At 72.8% G+C, this 24,872-nt stretch carries 25 protein-coding genes; 17 read left to right on the top strand and 8 right to left on the bottom strand.

The features are described from left to right. Positions 1-5: 5 nt before the first annotated feature. Positions 6-500 (bottom strand): WhiB family transcriptional regulator, encoded by a 495-nt coding sequence (locus ACFYXV_RS12310; RefSeq protein WP_385474817.1) that lies wholly within the window; start codon positions 498-500, stop codon positions 6-8. 279 nt (positions 501-779) lie between these two features. Between ACFYXV_RS12310 and ACFYXV_RS12305 the strand changes: the two genes are divergently transcribed. Both ACFYXV_RS12305 and ACFYXV_RS12300 read left to right on the top strand, forming a co-directional pair. After that, positions 780-1,550, top strand: coding sequence for a maleylpyruvate isomerase family mycothiol-dependent enzyme (locus ACFYXV_RS12305; protein WP_389382816.1), 771 nt, complete (start codon positions 780-782; stop codon positions 1,548-1,550). Between the two features lie 70 nt (positions 1,551-1,620). After that, the gene (locus ACFYXV_RS12300; protein WP_385474821.1) at positions 1,621-2,166 is read left to right on the top strand and encodes a hypothetical protein; all 546 of its coding nucleotides are present in this window, start codon (positions 1,621-1,623) and stop codon (positions 2,164-2,166) included. Between the two features lie 78 nt (positions 2,167-2,244). Here ACFYXV_RS12300 and ACFYXV_RS12295 read toward each other — a convergent pair whose 3' ends face one another. Further along, entirely contained in the window at positions 2,245-2,760 is a 516-nt protein-coding gene (locus ACFYXV_RS12295) for a GNAT family N-acetyltransferase (protein WP_389382815.1), read from the bottom strand. A gap of 518 nt (positions 2,761-3,278) precedes the next feature. On the opposite strand from ACFYXV_RS12295, the gene ACFYXV_RS12290 reads away from it, so the two are divergent. Further along, positions 3,279-5,195, top strand: a complete 1,917-nt coding sequence (locus tag ACFYXV_RS12290) for an ATP-binding cassette domain-containing protein (RefSeq protein WP_385474825.1) — start codon at positions 3,279-3,281, stop codon at positions 5,193-5,195. 39 nt (positions 5,196-5,234) lie between these two features. Here ACFYXV_RS12290 and ACFYXV_RS12285 read toward each other — a convergent pair whose 3' ends face one another. After that, complete coding sequence (locus ACFYXV_RS12285; protein ID WP_385474827.1) at positions 5,235-5,843, bottom strand: NAD(P)H-dependent oxidoreductase; 609 nt, start codon at positions 5,841-5,843, stop codon at positions 5,235-5,237. Positions 5,844-5,929: 86 nt separating this feature from the next. Further along, positions 5,930-7,096, bottom strand: a complete 1,167-nt coding sequence (locus ACFYXV_RS12280; RefSeq protein WP_389382814.1) for an FAD-dependent oxidoreductase — start codon at positions 7,094-7,096, stop codon at positions 5,930-5,932. A gap of 221 nt (positions 7,097-7,317) precedes the next feature. On the opposite strand from ACFYXV_RS12280, the gene ACFYXV_RS12275 reads away from it, so the two are divergent. The 4 genes from ACFYXV_RS12275 (at position 7,318) to ACFYXV_RS12260 (ending at position 11,276) form a co-directional block, all read left to right on the top strand. Next, positions 7,318-7,728: a hypothetical protein gene (locus ACFYXV_RS12275; protein WP_385474831.1), complete on the top strand. Its 411-nt coding sequence runs from the start codon at positions 7,318-7,320 to the stop codon at positions 7,726-7,728. 78 nt (positions 7,729-7,806) lie between these two features. Then, positions 7,807-9,075, top strand: coding sequence for a serine hydrolase domain-containing protein (locus tag ACFYXV_RS12270; RefSeq protein WP_389382813.1), 1,269 nt, complete (start codon positions 7,807-7,809; stop codon positions 9,073-9,075). A gap of 159 nt (positions 9,076-9,234) precedes the next feature. Beyond that, a complete protein-coding gene (locus ACFYXV_RS12265) occupies positions 9,235-10,290 on the top strand; it encodes a YncE family protein (RefSeq protein WP_389382812.1) in 1,056 nt (351 codons plus the stop codon). A gap of 104 nt (positions 10,291-10,394) precedes the next feature. After that, entirely contained in the window at positions 10,395-11,276 is an 882-nt protein-coding gene (locus ACFYXV_RS12260; protein ID WP_389382811.1) for an NAD(P)H-binding protein, read from the top strand. Between the two features lie 141 nt (positions 11,277-11,417). Here the strand turns inward: ACFYXV_RS12260 and ACFYXV_RS12255 are convergent, their stop codons facing one another. Further along, complete coding sequence (locus tag ACFYXV_RS12255) at positions 11,418-11,924, bottom strand: carboxymuconolactone decarboxylase family protein (RefSeq protein WP_389382810.1); 507 nt, start codon at positions 11,922-11,924, stop codon at positions 11,418-11,420. Positions 11,925-12,190: 266 nt separating this feature from the next. Between ACFYXV_RS12255 and helR the strand changes: the two genes are divergently transcribed. After that, a complete protein-coding gene (helR, locus tag ACFYXV_RS12250) occupies positions 12,191-14,362 on the top strand; it encodes an RNA polymerase recycling motor ATPase HelR (protein ID WP_389382845.1) in 2,172 nt (723 codons plus the stop codon). Positions 14,363-14,402: 40 nt separating this feature from the next. On the opposite strand, the gene ACFYXV_RS12245 is transcribed toward helR, so the two are convergent. Next, positions 14,403-15,200 (bottom strand): ATP-grasp domain-containing protein, encoded by a 798-nt coding sequence (locus ACFYXV_RS12245; RefSeq protein WP_389382809.1) that lies wholly within the window; start codon positions 15,198-15,200, stop codon positions 14,403-14,405. 132 nt (positions 15,201-15,332) lie between these two features. Between ACFYXV_RS12245 and ACFYXV_RS12240 the strand changes: the two genes are divergently transcribed. From ACFYXV_RS12240 to ACFYXV_RS12230, 3 genes are all read left to right on the top strand, one after another. Next, on the top strand, positions 15,333-15,728 hold the full coding sequence (locus tag ACFYXV_RS12240; protein ID WP_385474843.1) for a hypothetical protein: 396 nt from the start codon (positions 15,333-15,335) through the stop codon (positions 15,726-15,728). Positions 15,729-15,777: 49 nt separating this feature from the next. Beyond that, a complete protein-coding gene (locus tag ACFYXV_RS12235) occupies positions 15,778-16,131 on the top strand; it encodes a VOC family protein (protein ID WP_383342257.1) in 354 nt (117 codons plus the stop codon). A gap of 384 nt (positions 16,132-16,515) precedes the next feature. Continuing rightward, positions 16,516-17,004: a lamin tail domain-containing protein gene (locus ACFYXV_RS12230; protein WP_383342254.1), complete on the top strand. Its 489-nt coding sequence runs from the start codon at positions 16,516-16,518 to the stop codon at positions 17,002-17,004. Between the two features lie 80 nt (positions 17,005-17,084). On the opposite strand, the gene ACFYXV_RS12225 is transcribed toward ACFYXV_RS12230, so the two are convergent. Together ACFYXV_RS12225 and ACFYXV_RS12220 are read right to left on the bottom strand one after the other, a co-directional pair. Continuing rightward, on the bottom strand, positions 17,085-17,405 hold the full coding sequence (locus ACFYXV_RS12225) for a DUF6191 domain-containing protein (protein ID WP_385475013.1): 321 nt from the start codon (positions 17,403-17,405) through the stop codon (positions 17,085-17,087). Positions 17,406-17,473: 68 nt separating this feature from the next. Next, on the bottom strand, positions 17,474-18,079 hold the full coding sequence (locus ACFYXV_RS12220; RefSeq protein ID WP_389382808.1) for a hypothetical protein: 606 nt from the start codon (positions 18,077-18,079) through the stop codon (positions 17,474-17,476). A gap of 266 nt (positions 18,080-18,345) precedes the next feature. On the opposite strand from ACFYXV_RS12220, the gene ACFYXV_RS12215 reads away from it, so the two are divergent. From ACFYXV_RS12215 to ACFYXV_RS12190, 6 genes are all read left to right on the top strand, one after another. Beyond that, positions 18,346-19,686 (top strand): efflux RND transporter periplasmic adaptor subunit, encoded by a 1,341-nt coding sequence (locus ACFYXV_RS12215; RefSeq protein ID WP_389382807.1) that lies wholly within the window; start codon positions 18,346-18,348, stop codon positions 19,684-19,686. A gap of 98 nt (positions 19,687-19,784) precedes the next feature. Further along, on the top strand, positions 19,785-20,558 hold the full coding sequence (locus tag ACFYXV_RS12210) for an ABC transporter ATP-binding protein (protein WP_389382806.1): 774 nt from the start codon (positions 19,785-19,787) through the stop codon (positions 20,556-20,558). Next, positions 20,555-21,772 (top strand): ABC transporter permease, encoded by a 1,218-nt coding sequence (locus ACFYXV_RS12205; protein WP_389382805.1) that lies wholly within the window; start codon positions 20,555-20,557, stop codon positions 21,770-21,772. Before ACFYXV_RS12210 ends, ACFYXV_RS12205 begins: the two co-directional genes overlap by 4 nt. A 32-nt stretch (positions 21,773-21,804) precedes the next feature. Next, positions 21,805-22,626, top strand: coding sequence for a DUF5666 domain-containing protein (locus ACFYXV_RS12200; protein WP_389382804.1), 822 nt, complete (start codon positions 21,805-21,807; stop codon positions 22,624-22,626). A gap of 20 nt (positions 22,627-22,646) precedes the next feature. After that, entirely contained in the window at positions 22,647-23,375 is a 729-nt protein-coding gene (locus ACFYXV_RS12195; RefSeq protein WP_389382803.1) for a response regulator transcription factor, read from the top strand. A 1-nt stretch (position 23,376) separates the two neighbouring features. Further along, the gene (locus ACFYXV_RS12190; RefSeq protein WP_389382802.1) at positions 23,377-24,864 is read left to right on the top strand and encodes a sensor histidine kinase; all 1,488 of its coding nucleotides are present in this window, start codon (positions 23,377-23,379) and stop codon (positions 24,862-24,864) included. Positions 24,865-24,872 lie beyond the last annotated feature (8 nt).

Raw genomic sequence — 24,872 nt, 5'->3', positions numbered from 1 at the left:
TCCGGTCAGGCGCAGCCCTTGGGGTGGTGCCGCTCCATGAGGGCGAGGAACGCGTGGGCCCTGGCCGCCATGGCCCGGGCCTGTGCCACCTGGCTGGACGTCATCGCCAGTGCGCAGCCGATGCGTTCGGCGTTCCAGCCCATACGGAACAGGCTGTGCACCACGGCGGGCCGCTGGGCCTGGAGCACCTGCGGCTCCTCCCCCGACACCACGGCCCGGGCCAGGTCCGCACCCTGGCGCATGCGCGCCAGTTGCAGCCTCATCCGGCGCCGCTCAAGCGGTGTGGTGCCGCCCCAGATGCCGTCGCCCTCGTCCGAGCGGACGGCCATCGCCAGGCATTCCTCACGTACGGGGCAGCCGGCGCACAGCTCCTTGGCGGCCGTGATCTGGGCGTGGCTGAGCGGCACGCCGTACGCCGGGAAGAACAGGGCCGGATCGGCGTCCCGGCAGGCCGGTGCGGACAGTCCGGGCAGGACCGCCGGGGCATCGGCCTCGATCACGCTCCGACCGCGTCGGACAACCTGACCTGTCACGGTGAATCCCCTCTCGGTACGACGGCGCCAGGGAGGCTCCCTACACAGGAAACGTCGGATCTCGGGAGAGGGTTCAGAACTCACGTGCCCAATGGGTCCCGCGTGATCGCGGCCGGCGGGAAGTTGACATCCGCCCGGCTCGCGAATTACCGTCAGCATTACTTAAGCATGTCAATCATCCATATCCTCAAGCACCCACTCCACGGGCAGCGGCAGCCGCAGCAGCACCGGATGAAGGGCCCACCCATGAACCCCGCCCAGCACACCGCGGCCGTCGCCGCCGAGGCGGCCGGATTCGTCGCCACCGTCAAGGCGGCGGACCTCTCCGCCCCGGTGCCGACCTGCCCCGGCTGGACCCTCGCGGACCTCACCCGGCACGTCGGCAGCGTCCACCGCTGGTTCACCGAGCTGCTGCGCCGGCGCGTCCAGCAGCCGCCGACCAGCCGTGACGTGGACCTGCGCCTGCCGCAGGAGACCGACGGCCTCCCGGACTGGCTGGCCGCGAGCGCGGCGGAGGCCGCCGAGGTGTTCGCCGCCACCGACCTGGACGCACCGATGTGGGCCTGGGGAGTCGACCAGCACGCCCGGTTCTGGGTCCGGCGCATGCTCTTCGAAACCCTCGTCCACCGGGCCGACGCGGAACTCGCCCTCGGGATCTCCCCGCACATCGACCGCCCGCTGGCGGTCGACGGCATCGACGAGTTCCTGACCAACCTGCCGTTCGCGTCCTCGTTCGCACCGCTGACCGCCGGGCTTCGCGCTCCCGGCCAGGCCATCCGCTTCAGCTGCACGGACGGCGACGGCGACTGGCTGATCGGCCTGCGCCCGGACGGCTTCGCGCTGATCGCCGAAGACGCCGGGGACGCCGGGGGCCGCGCGGCGGACGCCACCGTACGGGGAACGGCCGAGGACCTGCTCCTGCTCCTCTACGGCCGCCTGGACCGCCGCGGTGACGCCTTCGACCTGCTCGGCGACCAGGACCTGCTCGCCCTCTGGTTCACCCACTCGGCCTTCTAGCAGGGACGGTTACATTGGCCGCAGCCGGTCGCCGGCCGCGGCGCAGGACCGTCCCGAATCACCTGGAGGCATGGTGGGCACAGCTCTGATCGCGCTGGCCGCCGCCAGTGTCGGCGTGATCGGCACGCTCCTCGCGCCCCTCCTGTCCCAGCGCCTGACGGCCCGTACCCAGGCGGAGCAGTTCGAGCGCCAGCAGCGGACGGACCAAGCCCAGCGGCTCCACCAGCAGCAGCTCGCCGAGGAGGACCGGCGGCGCGAGTGCTACGTCGCGGCCAACGCCGCCTACCGCCGCTACCGGATCGAGCTGATGAACTACCTGTGGCTGGTGGAGAAGGCGGAGGTCACCCCCGAAGGGCGGCAGGCCGTGGAGGCCGCCCGGCACGCGCACCACGCGGCCTTCGCCGAGGCGCAGATGATCGCCTCCACCGCGGTGATGGACGAACTGGACACCATGACCACGGCGCTGTCCGAGGCGTACGGCCGGACGAAGCGGCTGGAGGAGGGACACCCGGTGCCGGGCGGCTCGTTCCAGGAGATACACGACGAGCTGCAGGAGCTCTGGAACCGCGGCCAGGAGCTCCGCGCCGTGATGCGCGCCGACCTCGGCGTCGGCTGATCCGCGCGGTCACCACCCCTCGTCCGTGCCCCGGTCCCGGGTGAGGGGTGGTGGGCCTCACCCGGGTGGGGCGGGTGGTCAGATCCCGAACGGGGCCGCGTAGCGGACGGTGCCGCTCGGCAGCGGATGGGCCTCGTCGAGCGCGAGGGCCATCATGGCCTCGTCCGGGACCTCGATGCTCAGGCGGATGCCGTGGGCCGAAGCCCGGGTGAAGCCGAACCGCGGGTAGTACGCCGGGTGTCCGAGGACGGTGACGTAGCGCTCGCCCATGTCCTCGGCGGCACGCAGGGCAGCGCGGATCGCGGCGGATCCGGCTCCGGTCTTCTGGTATTCGGGCAGTACGGCGACGGGGGCCAGGCACAGGGCGCGGGTGTCGCCGATGTGGCAGCGGGTGAGCAGCGCGTGGCCGACGGGCCGGCCGTCGCCGTCGACGGAGACGATCGACAGGCCGTCGATCCAGGCGGAGTCGGCGCGCAGTGCGTCGACGAGGTCGGCTTCGAGCGGGGTCTCGAACGCGGCGAGGTTGACGGCGCGGACGGCCGGGACGTCCGCGCGGGTCTCGGCGCGGGTGGTCCAGTTGCTGTGGGTACGCATGAGGGATGGAGATCCGTTTCATGGTGGGTGCGTGCAGGGACGGCCTCGCGAGCTCACGCTCTCGGCGAGGCGGGGTGGACCGGGTCAGACCGTCGCCCGGGACGTGAGGGCGGTCCGGGCGCTGCGCTGCGCAGTGGCCTTGTGCGCGGTCATCAACCCCACCTCCCTTTCATCCCTCATCTGCCTGTGCACGAACCCCTCGAATCTACCACAAGGCGTTTCTTTTTCCTTCGGAACATCGGCATCGGCAGAACCCGCCGGTTCCGGCCAAACCTCCCTCGCCGCAAGCCCCGGAACGCCGCCGGTGCCTGAAACGATCAGCCCGCACGTCGGCCGCGACGGCGCCGGCAGGTCGGCCGGATCCGGCTGCTCCTTCCCCCGCACTGCTGTGTACTCACTCCCTCCAGTTCCCCGGACAGCTGACGGCGCCTCTCCCGACCTCGGGCGGAGGGCTGCGCCGCCATGCCTCGCGCCGGGTGAACCGGGTCCCCTCGCAGCCGAGTTGGAGGAGCCGCAGCATGACCCGCACGACCCGGAAGAAGTCCGTCCCCGAGCAGGCGACAGCCGCCGCGAAACCGGAAGCCGCCGCCGTACCGCCCCCGCCGCCGGAGTTCACGTTCAGCTGGGGCCAGCACAACAAGGCCATGGAGCGCCTGTCGCTCGGGCAGATGGCCCGCCGCGTCCCCGCCGCCCTCGCCCAGACCGCACGGCTGGCCTGGGCGGTGAACCGCGCCGCGTTCCTGTGGCTCGTATGCGCCCAGCTCCTCGGCGGGGTGTGCACGGCTGCCGCCCTCACCTCCGTCTCCCGTGCCATGGGCCCGCTCCTGGCCGGCGGCAGCGCCGGGCAGCGGATCTCCGGCGCCCTCTGGCCCCTGGCCGCCGCGGCGGCCATGACGGCCGTGGGGGCGCTCGCGTCCATCGCCGCGGGCAGTGCCGCCCGGCGGCTTAACCCCGGCATGTCAACGATCGCCGACCTGGCCATGGTCGACGCCCACATGGACGTCGAGCTGGCCGCGTACGACGCCCCCGACTTCACCGAGCGTTCCGAGGCCGCCGAAACCGGGTCCGCGCGCTCCGCCATGCTGCTGCAGGACGCGCTCGGGTTCACCGGCGGGCTGATCGACATGATCGCCGTGGCCTCCGTACTGTCCGTGGTCCACCCGCTGCTGCTGCCCCTCCTCCTGCTGTCGGTGATCCCCCGCGGCCTCGGCTCGGTCTTCGCCGCCCGCCTCGACTACCGCCTCCACAACGAGACGGTGGCCTCCCGCAACATCCGCCACATGATGCGCTGGCACCTGACGACCCCCAAGTTGGCCGACGAGCTGCGGGGCAACGGCATGCGGACGTACGCGCACCACTGGTACGCGGCCGTCTGCGAGCGGATCGACTCCAAGATGGTCGACTGCGCCCCGCGCTACCTGGCCGTCCACCTGACAGCGGCCGCCGTGTCCGGCCTGTTCATCGCCCTGACCTGGATGTCCCTCGGGGCCCTGGTGATCGGCGGCTACATGGCCGTGGGCGCCGCCGGCACCGCCATCGTCGCCATGCGCACGTCCACGGCGGCCCTGTCCCAGCTCGTCGTCTACGGGGCCGCGATGTTCCAGCACGCCCTCTACCTCGGCGACTACGCCGCCTTCATCGCGCAGTCGGCCGAGCAGTCCGTGCCGCGCGGGGCGCAGGTGATGGAGGCGCCGCAGAAGATCAGGCTGGAGGGCGCCTCGTACACCTACCCCGGCAAGGACACCCCGGCGCTGGGCCCGGTCGACCTGACCGTGAACCGCGGCGAGGTGATCGCCCTCGTCGGGGAGAACGGCGCCGGCAAGTCGACCTTCATCCGGCTCCTGACGGCGCTGACCGCCCCGACCGCCGGGAGCGTGTCCTGGGACGGTGTGCCGACGGCCGGCGCCGACCAGCGTTCGGCGTGGACCCACGTCGGGCTCGTCACCCAGTCGTACGGGCACTGGCCCTTCTCGACCCGCGAGAACATCACCCTGGGCCGGCCCGACGCGCGCGGGGAGGACGCCGTGTGGGACGCCCTGGCCGCCGTCGGGATGAAGGAGGCCGTGGAGGAGTTCCCCGACGGACTGGACACGCTGCTGGCCCGTTCCCTCTGGGGCGGCCACGAGCCCTCCGGGGGCCAGTGGCAGCGGCTCGCCTGCGGCAGGGCATTCCACCGGCGGCCGGCGCTCCTCGTCATGGACGAGCCCACCTCCGCGATGGACCCGCGCGGGGAGCACATGGTCTTCTCCGGGCTGCGGGACATGAAGGACGACCGGATCACGGTGATCGTCACGCACCGCATGGAGAACTGCCGCCTCGCGGACCGGATCGTCGTCCTCGACGCCGGCCGGATCACGGAGCAGGGCACGTACGAGGAACTGGTGCGGCTGGAAGGCTCGTTCGCCGAGCTCGTACGGCTCTCCCAGGACCGGTGACCGTACGGGCGACGGCATCGCCCGCGGCCGGGCCCGCCCTCACCGGCCGGTGAGCAGGGCCCGCGCCTCGCGGCGGGCCTCGGCCAGCCAGGCCGCGCGCTGGTCCGCCGTGGAGTCGGTGACGGTGCGGAACACCGTACGCCGTACGTCGGTCACCCCCACGTACGGCAGGACGCAGGCGGACCACACGCGCTCCAGCGGGTCGCCGAACTCGCCCGCCTCGCGCTCCGCCGGGGTGTCGGAGGTGTTCAGCACCAGCGCCCGGCCGGCCCGCAGCAGGCCCGCCGGCTCGCCGTCCGCCTGCCCCAGCTTGTACGCCACCCCGGGCACCAGCACCCGCTGCACCCATCCGGTCAGCACGGCGGGCGGCAGGCCCCACCAGTTGGGGTGGATGAGGACGAGCGCGTCGAGCGTCGCCACCTCGGCGCGGTGGCGCGCCACCAGCGGGTCCGTCGCCGCCCCCGCGGCGTCGACGGTCCCGGTCTCCTCGGCGGTCAGCACCGGGGGGAACCGCTGCGCGCACAGGTCGTGGGCGGACACCTCGCACCCCTCGGCCGCCAGGGTCCGCGTCACCGCGTCGAACAGCGCGTGGTTGAAACTGCCCGCTCGCGGGTGTGCCAGGTAGACCCCGACCTTCAATTCCGTCAACTCCCCTGATGCGTACGGAGATCCACCGCGGATCACCGCCGCAACGGTACGCGGACCACCGGCGCCGGGCCCCGGCCGGGCTCGTGTCAGTGGTGCCGGGTCATGTGCGCGAGGGTCTGGGCGGCGCTGTCGGGTGCGAAGGCGCCGGCGATTCCCTCGGCGGCACCTTCGGCGGCCGCAGCGGAGCGGGGCAGCAGGAGGTCCTCGTAAGCGCGGACGGCGTCGTCGGTCGTGGTGGCGGGGTCGACGAGGGCACGGGCGAGGTCGGCGCCGTCGAGCATGGCGAGGTTGGCCCCCATGCCGGAGAACGGTGACATGAGGTGGGCGGCGTCGCCGAGGAGGGTGAGGCCGGGGGTGTGCGGCCAGGTGTGGGGGACGGGCAGGGCGTACAGGGGCCGGTTGGTGTAGCCGGTGTCGGTGTCGGTGATGAAGCCGAGCAGGTCGGGGCTCCAGCCGGTGAACTCCTTGAGCAGTGCCTCGCGTACGGCGGCTTCGTCGGCCACGTCGAGGCCGGCGTCCCGGTGCCAGTTCTCGCCGGTGCGCATGCCGACGTACACGCGTACGTGCCGGTGGCTGTTGCGCTGGGCGATGAAGCCCCTGTTGTCGTCGAGGGCCAGCATGGTGCCGTCTCCGGTGAGTGCGGCGAGTGCGGGGTGACGGGTGTCGGCGTCGTCGAGGCCGGTCTCGACGAACGTGACGCCGGTGTAGACGGGGGCCGCGCCCGAGAGCCGCCGACGGACGGTCGACCAGGCGCCGTCTGCGCCGATGACTAGATCGGCGTCGGCGGTGGCGCCGTCGGCGAAGTGCAGGCGGTGGACGCCCACGGTGAGGGGCTCGACGTGCGCGAGCTTGTGGCTCCAGCGCACGGTGCCGGGGTGGAGCGAGTTCAGCAGGAGGTCGCGCAGCTGACCGCGGTCGATTTCGGGATTGCCGTCGACGGCGTCGGCCCCGCCGCCGGCCTCGGGCGGGGCCGCGTCGAACAGGACCTGTCCGTCGCGGCCGACCAGACGCATCTGCCGGCCTTCGGGGCGGGCCAACGCCGTGAACTCGTCGAGCAGTCCGGCTTCCCGCAGGGCCTTCCGGCCGGAACCGGGGTGCATGTCGAGGGTGCCGCCCTGGTCGCGGGCGGAGCGGGAGGCGTCCCGGTCGTAGACCGTGGCGAAGACGCCGTGGCGCTGGAGGATGCGGGCACAGGTCAGGCCGCCGGGGCCGGCGCCGATGATCGCGATGCGGGGCGGGGTGGAGGTGCTCATGACCCCAGAAGAGCACACCGGATATGAAAGTGCAACGGCTACACTTTTACATCCGCACCACTCATGCCACCCCGAAATGCGGGGCCATGACGGCGAACACTGCGATCGTGCGGCTCTGACCAGGTGTTTTCCTTGATCGAGTCGCCCGTCCGGACGACGCACCGCTAGCATCGGAGCGGTTCGAGCCTTGGGGAATCCGTTCCAGACGGGAGTCCGACCAGATGGCCACACCGCGTCGTACCGCTCGCATCCTCGCCTCCGGCGTCCTGTCCGCGGCCCTCCTGACCGGTGGAGGGCTGACGGCCGTGATCGCGACCGCGGCCACGTCCGCCGCCGCGGCGACGCCGGCTCCGTCACCCGCCGGGGAGATCAGCCTCAAGGCCTCGCCGACCGAGGTGAAGGCCGGCGAGAAGGTCACCTTCACCGGCCGCTCCAAGGGCCTGCCGATCGGCACCAAGGTGGTCCTCCAGCACAAGAACGGCTCCAAGTGGACGACCCTCCACGCCAACACCCTCATCAAGCAGGGCTCCAGCTTCTCCTTCGACAACACCTTCAAGACGAAGGGGAAGGAAGAGCTGCGCGTGATGGCCGGCAACTGGACCTCGCCGTCCACGACCGTCACCGTCCGCTGAAACGACAGCTCCTCCGGGCGCGAGGCCGTCGCCGGCGGTGACGTTGCCCGGGGCCCTCGGACGGCGGGAGAACGTGCCGTGAAGCCAACCCACATCCGGCTGTGCCGGGCCTGCGCGGCCGCCGCCGCCGCAGTCCTGCTCATCGGCCCGGCGCTCGCCCGCTCCGACGCCCGGGGAGCGACGGCCGCTCAGGGGACGACGGCCCTTCACGGGACGACGACCGCGCGGGCGGTGTCCGCCACCGCCCCCTCCCCGGCCGCCGACGCGGAGTTCCCGCAGCTCACACCGGCCGTCGCGGCGCGCCTGGACACGGCCATACGCCAGGTCATGCGCGAGACGCGGGTCCCGGGCGTGACCGTGGGTCTGTGGGCCCCCGGCAAGGGGAGTTACGTGAAGACCTTCGGCGTGGCCGACAAGGCGACGCGCGCACCGATGGCGACCGACCTCCACGTACGCATCGGCAGCGAGACCAAGACGTTCACGGTCACCGCCCTCCTCCAGCTGGTCGACCAGAAGAAGATCGGCCTGGACGATCCGATCGGCAAGTACGTCAAGGGCGTTCCGAACGGGGACCGCATCACCCTGCGCCAACTGGCCAGCATGCGCAGCGGGCTCTTCAACTACAGCCTGGACGAGGGCTTCGTCAAGAGGCTTGAGGCCGATCCGGAAAGGAGCATGACGCCGCAGCAGTTGCTCCGCTACTCCTTCGAGCACCCCGTCCAGTTCCCGCCGGGCGCGCGGTTCGACTACTCCAACACGAACCTGATCCTGCTCGGCCTGGTCGTCGAGAAGGTCACCGGCCGCCCGCTCCACGAGGTCATCACGCGGGACGTCCTGGCGCCGGCGGGGCTGCGGCACACGGTCTTCCCGACGAGTGCCGCCATGCCGGTTCCGTACGCGCACGGCTACACCGACCAGACGGCCTCCGGCAAGGTCGAGGACTCCACCCACTGGAACCCCTCCTGGGCCTGGGCCGCCGGGGCGATGATCTCCGACCTCCAGGACCTGCGCAGCTGGGCCCACACCCTCGCCACCGGCAGGCTGCTGACGCCCGCGACCCAGGCCGAACGCCTGAAGACGACCCCGATGAACCTTCCCGGTGACGGATACGGGCTGGGCATCTTCAACGTCCAGGGCTGGATCGGCCACAACGGCTCGATCCCCGGGTACGAGGTCCTGCCGGTCTACCTGCCGCAGGCCCGGGCGACCATGGTCATCCTCCTCAACACGGACGACCAGTACGAGAACCAGGAACCCAGCACGCTCTTCGGCCAGGCGGTCACCTCCATCGTGACCCCCGATCACGTGTATCCCGGCCACAAGCCGGTCGATCCCCGAAGCAGCTGACCACCTCCCTCGAATCTCCCTCAGCTGACCTGCATTTTTGCTCTCTGGGTCAAGGATTGGATGCCGATCCTTGCATTGTCGCGGACCTTGCGGCGGCCGAGAGTGGGGATGCCCGCGAAAACGCGTGGCATCCCCCTCGCCCCGCCCTGGGAGCCCGCTGTGCAACAGTCCCCCCGCGCCGGCCGGGACGGCGACGTCCTGGCCGTGATCAGCCAGAGCGGATCGTCGGTCTCGTTCTTCGACGCGGCCACCGACCGCCACCTCGGCACGCTGGAAGTCCCCGCCGAACCCCATGAGTTGCTCTTCGACCCGATCCGGCGGCTGCTGTGGTGCGCCACCACGTACCGCTCCGGGCACTACGGCGCCAACAGCGGCCGGCGCACGGAGCTGACCGTCGTGGACCCCGACACCCGCCGCATCGTCGAGGTCGTCGACCTGGCCCCGGAACACGGACCGCACGGGATGGCGCTGGACCCGGCGCGCGGCCGCCTGTACGTCACGGTGGAAGCCTCACAGGACCGGCCCGGCGGGATCGTGGTGATCGACGCGGAGACCCGTGCGCCCCTGGGCAGGATCCCCACGGACGCGCCCGTACCGCACTGGTTCGCCATCGATCCGGCCGGGCGGACGGGCTACGCCACCAACAAGGAGGCGCCGTTCGTCTCGGTCGTCGACCTCGAACGGCGCACCCTCACCGCGAAGATAGAGGTACCGGGGAGCGAGGGCCTCGCCGTCTCCGCCGACGGTGCGTACGTCTTCGTCGCCGGGCCGTACGCCCGCCCCTTCTCCCCGATGGCGCAGGACCGGCCGGCCGCCGGCATCCGCGTCATCGACACCCGGACGGCCTCCGTCGTCGACACCCTGCCCACCGCGGACGTCGCGATGCCCCTGCACCTGACGTCCACCGGCATGCTGCTCGCGGGCGAACTGGGCGGGGAGCCCGACCCGGTGTCGCGGGTCCGGCGCCACGCACCGGGCCGGCTGCGGGTGTTCGACGCCGACACGCGCAAGGAGCTGGGCGAGGTGGCGGTGGGACTCTGCCCGCTGACCATCACCTCCTCCCCCGACGGCCGACTCGCGTACGTGGCCTGCGTCGCCTCCTCCACCGTCGACGTCGTTGACCTGGACGCGCTGCGGGTCCTGGCCCGGCTGGACATCCCCAAGCGCGCCGAGCCCGGAGCCCACGGCCTCGCCTACATCCCCCGCCCGTCCTGACAACCGATGGCCACGGCCACGACCACGGCCGCACTCGCACCCGCACCCGCACTCGCACTCGCACTCGCACTCGCACTCGCACTCGCACTCGCAGAGGAACCCTGATGATCGTCATCACCGCACCCACCAGCACCATCGGCCGTCTCCTCGTCGACGACCTGCTCGACCGCGGCGCACCGCTGCGCCTCGTCGCCCGCGACCCCTCGCGCCTCGCACCGCACGTACGGGAGAACGCCGAGATCGTCGTGGGCTCGCACGGCGACGCCGCCGTGATCGACCGGGCGTGTGCCGGCGCCGAGGCCGTCTTCTGGCTCGCGCCGGCCGACCCGGCGGCGCCGAGCGCCGAAGCCGCGTTCGTCGACTTCACCCGTCCCGCGTGCACGGCGTTCGTGCGCCACGGCGTCCGCCGCGTCGTCGGCATCTCCGCGCTGGGCCGCGGGACGCCGATGGCCGCGCAGGCCGGCCCGGTCACCGCCTCGCTGGCGATGGACGACCTGATCGCCGCCTCCGGCGTGGCGTACCGGGCCGTGGTCTGTCCCTCGTTCATGCACAACCTGCTCCACCAGACCGGAGCGCTCCGCGAACAGCACGCGTTCTTCATGACGATCGACCCGGACCTGAAGAGCCCGTTGGTCGCGACCGCCGACATCGCCGCCACCGCGGCAGGGCTCCTGCTCGACGAGTCCTGGCGTGGATCGGGCGAAGTCGCCTGCCTCGGCCCCGAGGACGTCTCCCCCCGCGAGATGGCGCAGATCATCTCGGAGGTCCTGGGCACCGGGATCGACTACCGGCGGATTCCGGGTGCGGCGCTGAAGGAGCGCATGACCGGGTTCGGAATGACCGAGGCGATGGCGCAGGCCATGGTCGACATGTTCGACGCCAAGAACCGGGGCCTCGACAACGCCGCCCCGCGCACCCCCGGGTCGACGACGCCGACCACGTTCCGCCAGTGGTGCGAGAACACCCTCAGGCCGGCCGTGAGCTGAATCAGGGCGCGGCGTCGTCCGGCACGACGTGTTCGGCCGCGCCCACGCCGGGCCGCCGCCTCGATCGGCAAGAGCGAGGCGGCGATCCGGCATTCCGCTCACCGGGCGCGCCGGGTGCGGGGCACTGCGCCCTTCCGGCGTTCAGTTCCAGGGATCGGTGAACGACCGTCCCGGCAGCGGCTTGGCGATGAGCGCGATCGGGACGAAGAAGTTGACCTGCCCTATCGCGATCATCAACGTCGCGAGCGCCTTCGCGTCGTAGTGCCCGGCCACCTCGGCGTACAGCTCGTCGGAGACCCGTTCCCCGCCGGCGGACGGCTGGAGCACGGCTTCCACCAGTGCCAGCGCGGCGCGCTCGGCGCCGCTGAAGTACGGGGCGTCCTGCCAGGACGCCACCGCCGTGACGCGTTCCTCGGACTCCCCCGCCTTGCGGAGCATGCCCGTGTGCAGGACGGTCAGGTAGGTGTTGCCGACGATCTGGCCGGCCCTCAGCTGCAACAGGCTGATGGTCGTGCGCGGTACGGAGCGGTTGCCGGTGGCCTTGAACAGCGCCGCCGACACCTCCGCCAGCTCGGGGACGAGCTCCATGGGGTCCTGCGCCATCCGCGGTCCCACCGGTACGTCCGCCGTGATCGTACGGGTCTGCATCGCCGTCTCCCTCAGGTCTTCCGCATCGCCGTCATCGGCGTTGCCTTCATCGGGCTGACGGATCCCGGCACGGGAGTGTGACGAGCACGCGGCAGATTTTTCGAGGCCGCTTGGGGAGAGGGAGACGGTGCAAGGGGGAAGACCCACCCCTTGCCACTCTCAACTTATAGCGCACGGGGGGGCTTGCGGCAAGGCCCCGGTCATCCCGCAAAATCGCAGCTCGTAGCCACAAACAGCGGAAACAGGAGATGCACGGGGTGCCTGTGTTGACAACGAAGACCACCAGCGCGTTCGACCTCCCCGACCACCTCTCCCCCAAGGCCGACCCGGCCCTGATCGCCCGCGACGAGCAGCACTTCGCGGCCCTCGCCCACAGCCTCGGCGAGGCCGTCACCGAACTGTCCGACCGCCTCGACGAGCTCCGCAAGGCGCCCGGCGGCCTGGGCCGGGAGGCGATGGAGCGGGACAGCGAGATCCACCGGCTCACCTCCCGACTGCGCGCCCTGCGCCGCTTCGGGCTGGACCTGTGCCTGGGGCGCATCGTCGGCGCGGAGGACGCCGAGCCCGTGTACATCGGACGGCTCGGCCTCACCGACGGGGCCGGCCGCCGGCTGCTGATCGACTGGCGCTCCCCCGCCGCCGAACCGTTCTTCGCCGCGACGCATGCCGACCCGATGGGCCTGGCCAGCCGCCGCAGGTACCGGTGGACCCGCGGGCGGATCGGCGACTACTGGGACGAGGTGTTCACGGCCGACGGGTTCGAAGGCAATGCCGCGCTCGACGACCAGTCCGCCTTCATCGCCAGCCTGGGCAGCACGCGCTCGCCCCGGATGCGCGACGTGCTCGGCACCATCCAGGCCGACCAGGACGCCGTCATCCGGGCGGGTTCGCGCGGCGCACTCGTCGTCGACGGCGGTCCGGGTACGGGCAAGACGGTCGTCGCCCTGCACCGCACCGCCCACCTCCTCTACTCCGACCCGCGCCTCGGCCACCGGCGCGGCGGCGTCCTGTTCGTCGGTCCGCACCAGCCGTACCTGAACTACGTGGCCGACGTCCTCCCCAGCCTCGGCGAGGAGGGCGTGCAGACCTGCACGGTGCGCGATCTCCTCCCCGAGGGCGCCGGAGCACCGGCCGAGGCCGACCCCGGCGTGGCCCGGCTGAAGGCGTCCGCGGACATGGTGAGGGCGATCGAGAAGGCCGTCGGGATCTACGAAGAGCCGCCCACCGACGGCATGACGGTCTCCACCCCCTGGGCCGACCTGTGGCTGAGCGCCGCGGACTGGAACGAGGCGTTCGAAGAGGCCGCCGGCGTCCCGCACAACGAGGCGCGCGAGCACATCCGGGACGCACTGCTCACGATCCTGATGGACAAGCTCGACGAGGACGACGGCCACGACGGGGTGTCGCCCGAGCAGCTGCGGAGGGCTCTGCTGCACGACGAGGAGCTGGTCACGGCCGTCAACCGGGCGTGGCCGCTGCTCGAAGCGGCCGACCTCGTCGCAGACCTGTGGTCGGTACCGGCCTACCTGCGGCTGTGCGCTCCGTGGCTCGCCCGCGAGGAGGTGCGGATGCTCCAGCGCGCGGACGCCCGGGCCTGGACGGTGTCCGACCTGCCGCTCCTCGACGCGGCGCGGCAGCGGCTCGGCGACCCGCAGGCGGCCCGGCGCAAGCAGCGCCGCGACGCGGCCGTCGCCGCCGAGCGCGAGCGCATGGCCGGGGTGATCGACGACATCCTGGCGGCCGCCGATTTCAACTCGGCCGGCGACGAGAGCGAGGGCGCGGTGAGGATGCTGCGCGGAAAGGACCTCCAGGACAGCCTGATCGACGAGACGGCCCTGCCGGGCGCGGACCCGGACCGGCTCGCCGGCCCGTTCGCGCACATCGTCGTGGACGAGGCCCAGGAACTGACCGACGCGCAATGGCAGATGCTGCTGCTGCGCTGCCCGTCCCGGAGCTTCACGATCGTCGGGGACCGGGCGCAGGCCAGGCACGGGTTCACGGAGTCGTGGCGGGAGCGGCTGGAGCGGGTCGGGTTCGACCGGATCGACGTGGCCTCGCTGGGCATCAACTACCGCACGCCGGAGGAGGTCATGGCGCAGGCGGAGCCGGTCATCCGGGCCGCCCTCCCCGACGCCAACGTTCCGGTGTCCATCCGCAGCAGCGGCATCCCCGTCGTGTTCGGATCGGTGACGGATCTCGGCGCGGTCCTCGACGGCTGGCTCGCGGAGCACGCCGAGGGAACGGCGTGCGTCATCGGCGACCCGTCCTTCGAAGCGACACCGCGCGTCGGCTCCCTGACCCCGGAGCTGTCGAAGGGCCTGGAGTTCGACCTGGTCGTGCTCGTCCGCCCCGAGGCCTTCGGCGAGGGGGTCGAAGGGGCGGTCGACCGCTATGTCGCCATGACCCGGGCGACCCGCCGGCTCGTCGTCCTCAGCTGATCGCCGCTCGCCGCGGGCCGGCGGGAGGGACCCCGCGCTCTCAGGGCGCGCGGCGCGCCGCCGGCCCGTTCGGCCGGGTCGGGGACGCGCGTACGAAGGGCAGGTCCCGGTCGGACACGCGGGTCAGCGGACCCGCCGCGCGGAGTACGACGTCGAGGACGCGGTCCGGCTCGGCCGCGTAGCAGTGCGCGAACCACGGCATGTTGGCCTCGACGACCGCCCAGCCGCCGTCGCCGAGCCGGCCCATGTCGACGCACACGGCGCTGGGCAGGCCGTGGGCCGTGGCTTCGAGCACCTCGCGGGCGAATGCCCGGGCGTGCGCGTCGAGCGGTGCGGGGTCGGGGCGCCCGTACACGGCGTAGCGGCTGCCGGCGACGGCCTCCCCGTCGAGTACGAACAGCCTGTATTCGGCCGCGAACTCCACGACCCCGCTGATCAGGACGGGTGTGCGGTCGTCCAGGGCGGCCGGCAGCGCGCTCCCGTCCCGGTACACCGCGGCCGGGAGCAGGTCGATCTTCGCCGAGGGCGGCTTCACGAAGGAGGGTTCCCGCAGGCCCCGGGCCTCGGCGAGCGTGGTGAGCCGTACGGAGCGCCCGAGGAACGCGTACGGAACCCGCGCGAGCCAGTCGTCGGCGGGTTCGAGGAGCCCGAGGCCGAGCCGGCCTCCGAGGGCGTCGGCGGCGAGCGGACCGCCGTACCAGTACGTCTCGCGGCCCTCGGCCTGGGCGACGTGCGCGACGAGGTCGTGGCCGCGCCACACAGCGGCCCGCGCGAGAAGTTCCGCCGTGGTGGTGCGGGGCGGGTGGAGGAGCAGGACGGGCGTGGCGCGATCATTCACGGCGGCGAGCGTACAAGGCGGGATCCTCAGCCTCCTCACCGCATGTTCACCGTTGCCGCATGCGACGGGGCGACCGAACGTGACACGGTGAACACGACATGCAGTCGGCCAGCGCAGCTCGAAGGGGATCCCATGCACTTCGTACGCCGGAAGACGATTCGATCGGTCGCGCCCGCGGGGCGGCGGCTGGCCACGGTCGCGGCGGCCCTCACCGGGGCCTGCGCGATGGCTCTGGTGACCGCGGCGCCGGCGAGCGCCGAGGTCAAGGCCACCTGCGGCAAGTACATCTGCGTGGCCACCGCCTACCAGGGGCGTGACTTCGTCCAGGACATCACCGTCACGACCAGGGAGGGTCTGCCGGGGACGCTGCGGGCCTTCGTCGGCGACTACAACAACAGCAGGGCCAACGTGTCGCAGGCCCGGTTCGTCGTCAACCGCGAGTTCAGGGCCTACCCGCGGCTGGCCGTCTGCGGCGGGCTGGACCGCGGCGGCAGGGTGATCGAGAACCACTGCGTGCTGATCCCCTGACGAGTGCGGTGGCCGCCCGCGGCGAGGCCCGTCCTGCGAAGATGGATGCATGGAACGTGTGACGGGAATCGGCGGGTACTTCATGCGGGCGGCCGATCCGGCGGCCCTGGGCGCCTGGTACCGCGACTGCCTGGGCCTGGATGCCGATGAGCACGGGCTCTGGCAGCAGGGGGCCGGGCCGACGGTGTTCGCGGCGTTCGAGTCCGGGACGGACTACTTCGGGTCCCGCGACCAGCGGACGATGCTCAATTTCCGGGTGCGCGACCTGGACGCGATGCTGGCGCAATTGCGCGCCAAGGGCGCGGACGTGGCCGGGGAGACGCAGGACATGGACGGCGTCGGCCGGTTCGGCTGGGTCACGGACCCCGAGGGCAACCGCATCGAGCTGTGGGAGCCCGCGTAGCGGTCACGGGGGAACCGGGCCGTCAACCTGCGCCCCGCCGCGACGCCCCGCCGAACACCCGTTACAAACCATGAACCCATTCGGCTCAGGGATGGCGGAACGCCGTAACCGGCGGTCGCCGGGGCGCGAAAGGGCAGTCTCCAGTCCTTGCACGGGTCGCTCCGCGTGCTCCCTCGGTCCGCGTCAGCGCCGCCTTGACAGATGTCCGCTACAAGCAAGAGTCACGGGTATGTCTGCATTGGGCAACACACCCCGTGTTGGTGGCTTTTGTTGGCGGTTGAGGGCCAGAGTGTGCCTCCTCGGCAGCACGCCGGGAACTGTTCGGAGCCCACCCGCGCCGTCACGGCCGGGAAAGGGCCGCTGTCTGTTGAAGGGGTCATCTCCATGTCTGCTTCTCTCGCCACCCGCCGGGCCCTCTCCGCGATCCTGGCCGCAGGCGCCCTGGTCGGCGCCGCCGCCCTGCCGGCGGCCGCCGCCGACAACCACGGGCGCGACCACCGTGGCGCGAAGTCCTCGATCGTCATCGGCGACGTCCAGTACGACAGCCCCGGTCGCAACGACCGCTCCGCCCGCGCCCTGAACGGGGAGTGGGTCGAGGTGAAGAACACCGGCCGCAACAGCGTCAACCTGCGCGGCTTCACCCTCACCGACCGCCAGGGCAACCGCTACCAGTTCAAGGACTTCCGCCTGGACGGCCGTTCCAGCGTCAAGGTCCACACCGGTCAGGGCCGTGACACCCGCCACGACGTCTACCAGGACCGCCGCCAGCAGGTCTGGGACGAGCGCGACAGCGCGACCCTGCGCGACAACCGCGGCAACGTCCTCGACTCCGACTCCTGGGACGGCCGCCGCCACCACCACCGCAACGGCTGACCTGACAGTCCGCCCCTGACGGGGTGACCGGGCCGGCGGCCACACGGACGAGCGTGTGGCCGCCGGCCCGCCGCCATGCCCTACCGCCCGGTCCGCGACATCCGTACGACCGCGGTTCCGGCCTCCAGGTCCACGGTCGTACGGTGCGGCGGCGCGCCGTCCTCCTCGTCGTCCCGCAGCACCAGGGCCGACTGCCGCTCCTTGAGCTCGTTCTGCTTCCCGGGCGAGAAACTGGCGTGCAGCTGCTCGAACCCGGTCGCCGACACCTGGCCCTGACGAACGCTGTTGCGCCACGGCAGCGCTCCGGCCCGCCCGGCACGGAGCAGCAGCTGGTCGGCGAAGGCCAGGACGGTCAGGACGACGACCAGCCCGGGCAGCGTCACGAAGACGGCGAATTCCATGCCGCCAGTATCCGGTCCGCAGCCCCGTACGAACAGGCCGGGCCGCCCCGGGCCGCCCCCGGGCCGGCTCAGAGAGCGGAGGCCGACGGGCTCGCGCCCGGCTGCGGGGTGTTCTGACCGCGTTGCGGCAGCAGGGCCTTGCAGGTCTCGAAGGCCTGCGCCGACTGCGGGTCGGTGGTGGGGAAGCCCCGCGTGCCCGGCGCGTTCGGGGAGGCCGACGGCAGCACGACGCCGTGGTCCTTGAGACAGCTGGTGAAGGCCTTCATCGCGCCGCCATCACCGCCGCCGGGGCCGCCGCCCCGCCCGTTGAACTGCGGCCGCAGATCCGCGCAGGCCTGCGTCGCCTCGCTGCGCTGCGGGTCCGCCGACGCCCTGCGACCGGGGCCACCGGACGCGCCGCCCCAGCCGCCGCCACCGTTACCGCCGTTACCGCCGCCGCCGCCGGGCCCCCGGGTGCCGGTCGGGCGCGGGGCCATCGTGACACCGTGCCGGGCCAGGCACTGGCGGTACGCGTCCATGCTCTTGGCGTCCGGCGACGATGACGCGGAGGCGGAAGCGGAGGCCGACGTACGTACGGCGCCGGCGCCGGAGGAGCAGCCCGCGAGCAGCAGCCCGCACGCCGCGAGGGCCACGGCGGACAGCGCGGCAGTCGGCCGGGTCGTGGTCCAGGGCATGTCCGTTGTCTCCTCGGGGCGTCGGGCCGCCGGCGGCGTGGGCGCGCCGGCGACGGTGACTGAACCGCACGGAGATGGGGACGGCCGGGGCGTCCGCTGGGAGTTTCCTGACAGTGCGCGGGCCCCCTCGCCCCGGAGGCGGTCGGAGGCCGCGCGGTACGCGGCGGATGGCAGGTTATGCCCGCTTCGGCAGGGCGCCACGTTCCCAGGAAACTCCCAGGAACCTCCCAGAGCCCCCAAAGTGCGGGCGGCCAGGATCCCGCCCCATGAACGTGCTCCCACGGCGGCGCAGGGCCGCCCTGATCAACTCGGTGCTCGGAGTGGCGGTCCTCGCGGGCGCCGGCGGCGCGTACGCGGCGGTGACCGGCGGCAGTGAAGGGCCCGCGCGCGGCGGCGCGCGGACCGTCGCGGTCACCAAGAGCACCGTCCTCGCGACGGTGTCCGGCTCGGGGTCGCTGAGCTCGCCGAGCGATGCCGGCGTGAACTTCACCACCGGCGGGCGGCTCACCGAGGTCGACGTCAAGCCGGGGGACAACGTCACCAAGGGCCGGCTGCTCGGGAAGGTCGACGCGACCGCCGCGACGGAGACGCTCACCCAGGCCCGTGCCGCACTGACCGCGGCCCAGGCCAACGTCACCAAGGCCGAGGCCGGGCAGGTGAGTTCGTCCTCGAACAACGGCTCCTCCTCTTCGAAGGGCGGCTCCGCTCCGGCTCCGACGCCGACCGTGGACGCGGCGCAGGTGGCCCAGGCCCGCTCCCAGCTCACCCAGGCTCAGAACGCCGTGGACGCGGCGCAGCGCGCCGTCGACGGGACCGTGCTGAGGGCGCCGGCCGCCGGGACGGTCGCGTCCGTGTCGGCGAAGGTGGGCGACACGGTGTCCGGTACGAACGGCAACGGCGGTACGAGCGGCGGCAGCGGGGGCGGTTCGAATACCGGCTCCACCTCCTCCGGCTCCGCCTCCTCGTCCGCCCTCTCCGGGTTCGTGGTCCTCACCAACCCGTCCGGCATGCAGGTGACGGCGAACTTCTCGGAGGCCGACGCCCTCAGGCTGAAGCCGGGCCAGCCGGCCACCGTCACGCTCAACGCGATGTCGGGCAGGGTCCTCAATGCCCAGGTCCTGGCGGTCAGTTCGCTGCCCACCGGCAGCGGCTCCTCCTCCGGCGGCGGCAACTCGGGCGGCGGCAGCGCCGTGCAGTACGCGGCGACCCTCACCGTCACGAGCCCCACCGACGATCTGCGCAGCGGCCTCAGCGCCTCCATCCAGGTCGTCGTCGGCGAGGCGTCCGGAGCCCTCTCGGTTCCGGCCGCCGCCGTGTCGGGGACGGGCGCGAACCGCAGCGTCACCGTCGTCAAAGGGGACGGCACCGCCGTACGGACGCCGGTCACCGTCGGCCTCGAAGGCGACAGCACCGACCAGATCCTCAGCGGGGTGGCCGAAGGAGAGAAGGTGCAGCTGGCCCCGGTCTCCACGACCGGCAGCGGAGGCTTCCCGGGCGGCGCCTTCCCCGGCGGCGCCGGAGCGGGCGCGACCCGCAACCGCGGGGGCGGCGGGGCCGCCGGCGGGGGCGGCATCCGCACCGGCGGGGGCGGGGGTGGCCGCGGATGACACCGCCGCTGTGGCCGCGCCGGGCACCGTCCGGGCGCCCCACGCCCATCGAACGGCAGACGGCCTCGGTACCGCGACAGCCCGAGACGCCACCGCCGGTGATCGAGGTGCGCGCGCTGTTCAAGACGTACGGGCACGGCGACGCCGCCGTACGCGCGCTCGGCGGGCCGCCCGACCCCGCCACGGGCCGCCGGCCCGGCGTCGAACTGATCGTGGAACAGGGTGACTTCGTCGCCGTCATGGGCAGCTCGGGCTCGGGCAAGTCGACCCTGATGAACATCCTCGGCTGCCTGGACGTCCCCACCTCGGGCCGCTACCTCCTCGACGGGATCGACGTGGGCGGCCTGGACGAGCACCAGCTCTCACTGGTCCGCAACCGCAAGATCGGCTTCGTCTTCCAGTCCTTCAACCTGGTGCCCCGCACGAGCGCCGTCGCCCAGGTCGAACTGCCTCTGGCGTACGCCGGGGTGAAGGCCGCCGAGCGGCGCCGGCGCGCGGTGGCGGCACTCACCCTGGTGGGCCTCGCCGAGCGTCTCGACCACCGTCCCAACGAACTCTCCGGCGGCCAGCAGCAGCGCGTGGCCGTGGCCCGCGCCCTCGTCACCGCGCCCGCGATGCTGCTCGCCGACGAGCCGACCGGAAATCTCGACAGCCACAGCACCGAGGAGGTCCTGGCCCTCGTGGACCGGCTCAACGCGTCGGGCCGCACTGTCGTCCTGATCACCCACGAGGACGAGGTGGCCCGCCACGCCAAGCGCGTGCTGCGCCTCGTGGACGGGCAGATCGTCGAGGACGTCCGGCAGGCACCCGTGGGCGGTCCCCCGCCCGCGATGCGCGAACCCGCGCACGCTGTGGCCGGAGGTCAGCGGTGAACCCGTTCCAGACGCTGCGCTTCGCCTTCGGCGGCCTCGCGGCGAACAAGGTGCGCTCCGCGCTGACGATGCTGGGCGTACTGATCGGTGTCGCGGCGGTGATCCTGCTCCTGGCGGTGGGCAACGGCTCCTCGCAGGCGGTGAAGGACTCCATCGAGAAGCTCGGCACCAACGCCCTGACCGTCTCTTCCGGCAGCGGATTCGGCGGCTCGCGCTCCGGCTCCGCGAGCGCCGCGAAGCCGCTGACCGTCGAGGACGCGCGGGCGCTCGCCGACCCCTCGGCGGCCCCGCACATCGAGTCGGTCGCGCCCGAGGTCACCACCTCGCAGACCGCCCTCCACGAGGGCACCTCGCACACGGTCGGCCAGGTCGTCGGCACCTACCCGGCGTACTTCAAGGCCTCCAACAGCAAGGTGGCCAAGGGCGACTACTTCAGCGGCGACGACGTGCTGGCGTCCCGCAAGGTCGCCGTCATCGGCTCGACGACCGCCGCGGACCTGTTCGGCACGGCCGACCCCGTCGGGAAGAAGATGGTGCTCGGCGGTACGCCGTTCACCGTGGTCGGGGTGCTCGCCGCCAAGGGCGGCACCGGGTTCCAGGACCCGGACGACGTGGTGGTCGCGCCGCTGCCCACCGTGCAGAACGCCTTCACCGGCTTCGGCTCGGTGGGCCAGATCCTCGTCGAGGCCAAGTCCGCGGCCGCGACGGCCGAGGCGCAGAGCGAGATCACGACCGTCCTGATGGGGCGGCACGGCATCAAGGATGCGGCCGCCCTCGACTTCCGGGTGTCCAGCCAGGAATCGCTGCTGACCACGCAGGCGGCGACGAACAAGACGTTCACCGTGCTGCTCGGCGCGGTCGCCGCGATCTCCCTGCTGGTCGGGGGGATCGGGATCACCAACATCATGCTGGTCACGGTGACCGAGCGGACCCGGGAGATCGGAATCCGCAAGGCGATCGGGGCACCCCGGGGAGTCATCCTCGGCCAGTTCCTCGCCGAATCGACCCTGCTCTCGCTGATCGGCGGCGGGCTGGGCGTCGCGGCCGGGCTGATCGGCTCGCAGTTCACCATCGTCGGCATCAAGCCGGTCGTCATACCGGAGTCGGTCGTCGGCGCCTTCGCCATCGCCGTGGTGATCGGGCTGTTCTTCGGCGGATATCCGGCCAACCGGGCCGCGGGTCTGCGGCCCATCGAAGCACTGCGGCACGAGTGAGCCGGCACACGCGGGAACAGGGAGAAGCTGACATGGCACGACGCCGCACCGAACTGGGGAAGCAGCCCGAGGCGGGAGACGACCGGTACGCGCCGTTCGCCGATGTGTTCACCGCATCGGCGGCCGGGGAGGACCGCTTCCCGGAGGAGCTGATCGTGGAACACCCCGTCGCGCAGGGCCCGGGCACGGAGGATCCCGGCGCGGAGGACTCCGGCCCACAGGGCCCGGGCGCCGATCCGGAGGGGATCCTCGCCGAGCCCCCGGACACCCGGGACATCTCGGCGGAGCTCGCGGCGCCGCCGCGGCCGCGCCTGCCCTGGCTGACGCTGGTGCTCTCGGGCGGCGTGGTGGCCGGGCTCGCGTTCACCGGGGGCGTCCTGGTCGAGAAGGGCCACCTGCAGGATTCGCCCGGCACCGGATCCGCGGGCCGGAACTTCGCGGCCGGGGCGGGCGGCCAGGGACGTACCGGCGCCCTCCAGGGCGGCGCCGGGGCCACCGGCCAGGGCCGGACCGGAACCGGAACCGGAACCGGAACCGGGCAGAGCGGCGGGCGGCAGGGCTTCGGCTCGGCGCCGGGCGGCCCGGGCGCCGGGGCCGGCGCGACCACCGGTACGGTGAAGCTCGTCGACGGCACCACCCTCTACGTCACCGACGCCCAGGGCAACGTCGTCAAGGTCACGACCGACACCAACACCCAGATCACCCAGGCCAAGAGCGGCAAGGTGTCCGACCTCCAGCCGGGTCAGACCGTCACCGTACGCGGCAGCCAGAACCCCGCCGGCGACCTCGCCGCGACGACCGTCGCCCAGGGCGGCGCGGGCGGGTTCGGGGGCGGAGGCGGCGGCCGGGGCTGAGCGCGAGAGGAGCAACCCCCTTGGACAGGGACACGGCCACGCCCGAGGCGTGCCTGCTCGTCGTCGACGACGAGCCGAACATCCGGGAGCTGCTGTCCGCCTCGCTGCGGTTCGTCGGCTTCCGGGTCACCTCCGCGGCGAACGGCGCCGACGCGCTGGCGGCCGTCGCCAAGGAGCGGCCCGACCTGGTGGTGCTCGACGTGATGCTGCCCGACATCAGCGGGTTCGCCGTCGTACGCCGCCTGCGCGAGGCGGCCGGCGGATCCGGGGCCGAGCACCTGCCGGTCCTCTTCCTCACCGCGAAGGACGGGGTCGACGACAAGATCGGCGGACTCACGGCCGGCGGGGACGACTACGTCACCAAGCCGTTCAGCCTGGAGGAGCTGATCGCCCGGATCCGCGCGATCCTGCGCCGCACCGGCGCCCCGACGGGCGAGGGCCGCCTGGTCGCCGGGGACCTCGAACTGGACCCGGTGGGCCACCAGGTCCTGCGCGGCGGCCGACCCGTCTCCCTCTCCCCCACCGAGTTCAAGCTGCTCGCGTACCTGATGACCCACGCCGACCGGGTCGTCTCCAAGATGCAGATCCTCGAACACGTGTGGGCGTACGACTTCGGCGGCGACGTCAGCATCGTCGAGTCGTACATCTCGTACGTGCGCCGCAAGGTGGACTCGGGCGCGGACGGCGCCGTCAAGCTCATCCACACCGTGCGCGGCATCGGGTACGTCCTGCGCCGCCCGCAGAGCTGATATGGCGAGGCTCCGGTTCTCGGCCCTCTCGCTGCGCTCGCGGCTGGTGCTGCTCTCGATCGCCCTGGTCGCGCTCGGGCTGGCCGTCAGCGACACCGTCGTCCTCGGATCGGTGCGCGCGCAGCTGGTGGGGCGGGTGGACCGGCAGCTCGAACGGTTCGGGGACTCGGTGGCGTACCGGCTCCGGGCCGAGGGCACCCCGCAGCCGCACCTCGGCCGGCCGGGGAGCGGGCCGGGCGGCGGAGGTGGGCGGGCCTGGCTGCCCAGCCAGTACGTGGTGGCGTTCGCCGATGCGGACGGCCGGGTGACCGACCAGTTCCGGGAGCCCGTGGCGGCCGGGGATCCTCGCCCGCTGTGGCCCGCGATGGACGGGGCGCAGCTGCGGGACAGGTTCGGGCGGGCGTTCGAGGTACCGAGCGACCACGGGGAGGGCACCTGGTGGGTGCTGATCGTGCCGGTGGGGAGCGAGGATCCGGGACTGCCCGCCGGGGTCGTGGTCGCGGCCCCGCTGGACGACGTGTCCTCCGCTCTCGACCACCTGGCCACCGCCTTCGAGCTCATCGGCGTCGTCGTGGTGCTGCTGCTCGCCGCGGCGGGCTGGTTCGCGGTACGGGCCGGGCTGCGCCCGCTGCGGCGCATCGAGGAGACCGCGGCGGAGATCTCGGCCGGGCGACCGCTCTCGCACCGGATGCCGGACGCCTCGCCGCGCACCGAGACGGGCCGGCTGACCAGCGCGCTCAACGGCATGCTCGCGCAGATCGAGTCGGCTTTCGCGGTCCGCGCCGCGTCGGAGCAGCAGATGCGGCGCTTCGTCGCCGACGCCAGCCATGAGCTCCGTACGCCGCTGGCCGGCATCCGGGGCTTCGCGGAGCTGTACCGGATGGGCGCCCTCGCCGACGAGGCGGACGTGAAGCGGACCATGGCCCGGATCGAGAGCGAGGCGGTGCGGCTCGGCGGTCTGGTGGAAGACCTGCTGACCCTGGTCCGGATGGACGAGCAGCGCCCGCTGGAGCTGGCCCCGATGGACCTGCGCACGCTGGCGGTGGACGCCCTGCACGACATACGGGCCCTGGACCCGGCGCGCGAGGTGACGCTGACCGGTCCGGGCGGCGCCGGCCTTCCGGGCCCCGCGCCGGTGTGCGGCGACGAGGCGCGGCTGCGCCAGGTGATCGCCAACCTGGTCGGCAACGCGGTCGCCCACACGCCGGCGGGCTCGCCCGTGCGCATCGGCGTGGGTGGTGCGGGCGGCCGGGCGGTGATCGAGGTGGCCGACCGCGGGCCGGGGCTCACGCCGGAGCAGGCGGCCCGGGTCTTCGAGAGGTTCTACCGGGTGGACGCCTCGCGGAGCCGGCAGGCGGGTGGCGGGGCGGGGCTCGGCCTGGCGATCGCCTCCGCACTCGTCCGGGCCCACGGCGGCGGGCTGGAACTGGAGACGGCGCCGGGCGGCGGAGCGGTGTTCCGCGTACGTCTGGAGTCCGCCGGGCCCTGACCGGCCGG

It is taken from the genome of Streptomyces sp. NPDC002181, from assembly GCF_042890485.1.
GTDB lineage: Bacteria > Actinomycetota > Actinomycetes > Streptomycetales > Streptomycetaceae > Streptomyces.
The sequence above is the reverse complement of the archived record's forward strand: the minus strand, read 5'-3'. Positions and strand labels throughout refer to the sequence as shown.

Coding starts and splice junctions, on each gene's coding strand:
- ACFYXV_RS12305 (WP_389382816.1), top strand. CDS start 780: ATGAACCCCGCCCAGCACACCGCGGCCGTCGCCGCCGAGGCGGCCGGA.
- ACFYXV_RS12300 (WP_385474821.1), top strand. CDS start 1,621: ATGGTGGGCACAGCTCTGATCGCGCTGGCCGCCGCCAGTGTCGGCGTG.
- ACFYXV_RS12295 (WP_389382815.1), bottom strand. CDS start 2,760: ATGCGTACCCACAGCAACTGGACCACCCGCGCCGAGACCCGCGCGGAC.
- ACFYXV_RS12290 (WP_385474825.1), top strand. CDS start 3,279: ATGACCCGCACGACCCGGAAGAAGTCCGTCCCCGAGCAGGCGACAGCC.
- ACFYXV_RS12280 (WP_389382814.1), bottom strand. CDS start 7,096: ATGAGCACCTCCACCCCGCCCCGCATCGCGATCATCGGCGCCGGCCCC.
- ACFYXV_RS12275 (WP_385474831.1), top strand. CDS start 7,318: ATGGCCACACCGCGTCGTACCGCTCGCATCCTCGCCTCCGGCGTCCTG.
- ACFYXV_RS12260 (WP_389382811.1), top strand. CDS start 10,395: ATGATCGTCATCACCGCACCCACCAGCACCATCGGCCGTCTCCTCGTC.
- ACFYXV_RS12255 (WP_389382810.1), bottom strand. CDS start 11,924: ATGCAGACCCGTACGATCACGGCGGACGTACCGGTGGGACCGCGGATG.
- ACFYXV_RS12240 (WP_385474843.1), top strand. CDS start 15,333: ATGCACTTCGTACGCCGGAAGACGATTCGATCGGTCGCGCCCGCGGGG.
- ACFYXV_RS12235 (WP_383342257.1), top strand. CDS start 15,778: ATGGAACGTGTGACGGGAATCGGCGGGTACTTCATGCGGGCGGCCGAT.
- ACFYXV_RS12230 (WP_383342254.1), top strand. CDS start 16,516: ATGTCTGCTTCTCTCGCCACCCGCCGGGCCCTCTCCGCGATCCTGGCC.
- ACFYXV_RS12225 (WP_385475013.1), bottom strand. CDS start 17,405: ATGGAATTCGCCGTCTTCGTGACGCTGCCCGGGCTGGTCGTCGTCCTG.
- ACFYXV_RS12220 (WP_389382808.1), bottom strand. CDS start 18,079: ATGCCCTGGACCACGACCCGGCCGACTGCCGCGCTGTCCGCCGTGGCC.
- ACFYXV_RS12215 (WP_389382807.1), top strand. CDS start 18,346: ATGAACGTGCTCCCACGGCGGCGCAGGGCCGCCCTGATCAACTCGGTG.
- ACFYXV_RS12200 (WP_389382804.1), top strand. CDS start 21,805: ATGGCACGACGCCGCACCGAACTGGGGAAGCAGCCCGAGGCGGGAGAC.
- ACFYXV_RS12190 (WP_389382802.1), top strand. CDS start 23,377: ATGGCGAGGCTCCGGTTCTCGGCCCTCTCGCTGCGCTCGCGGCTGGTG.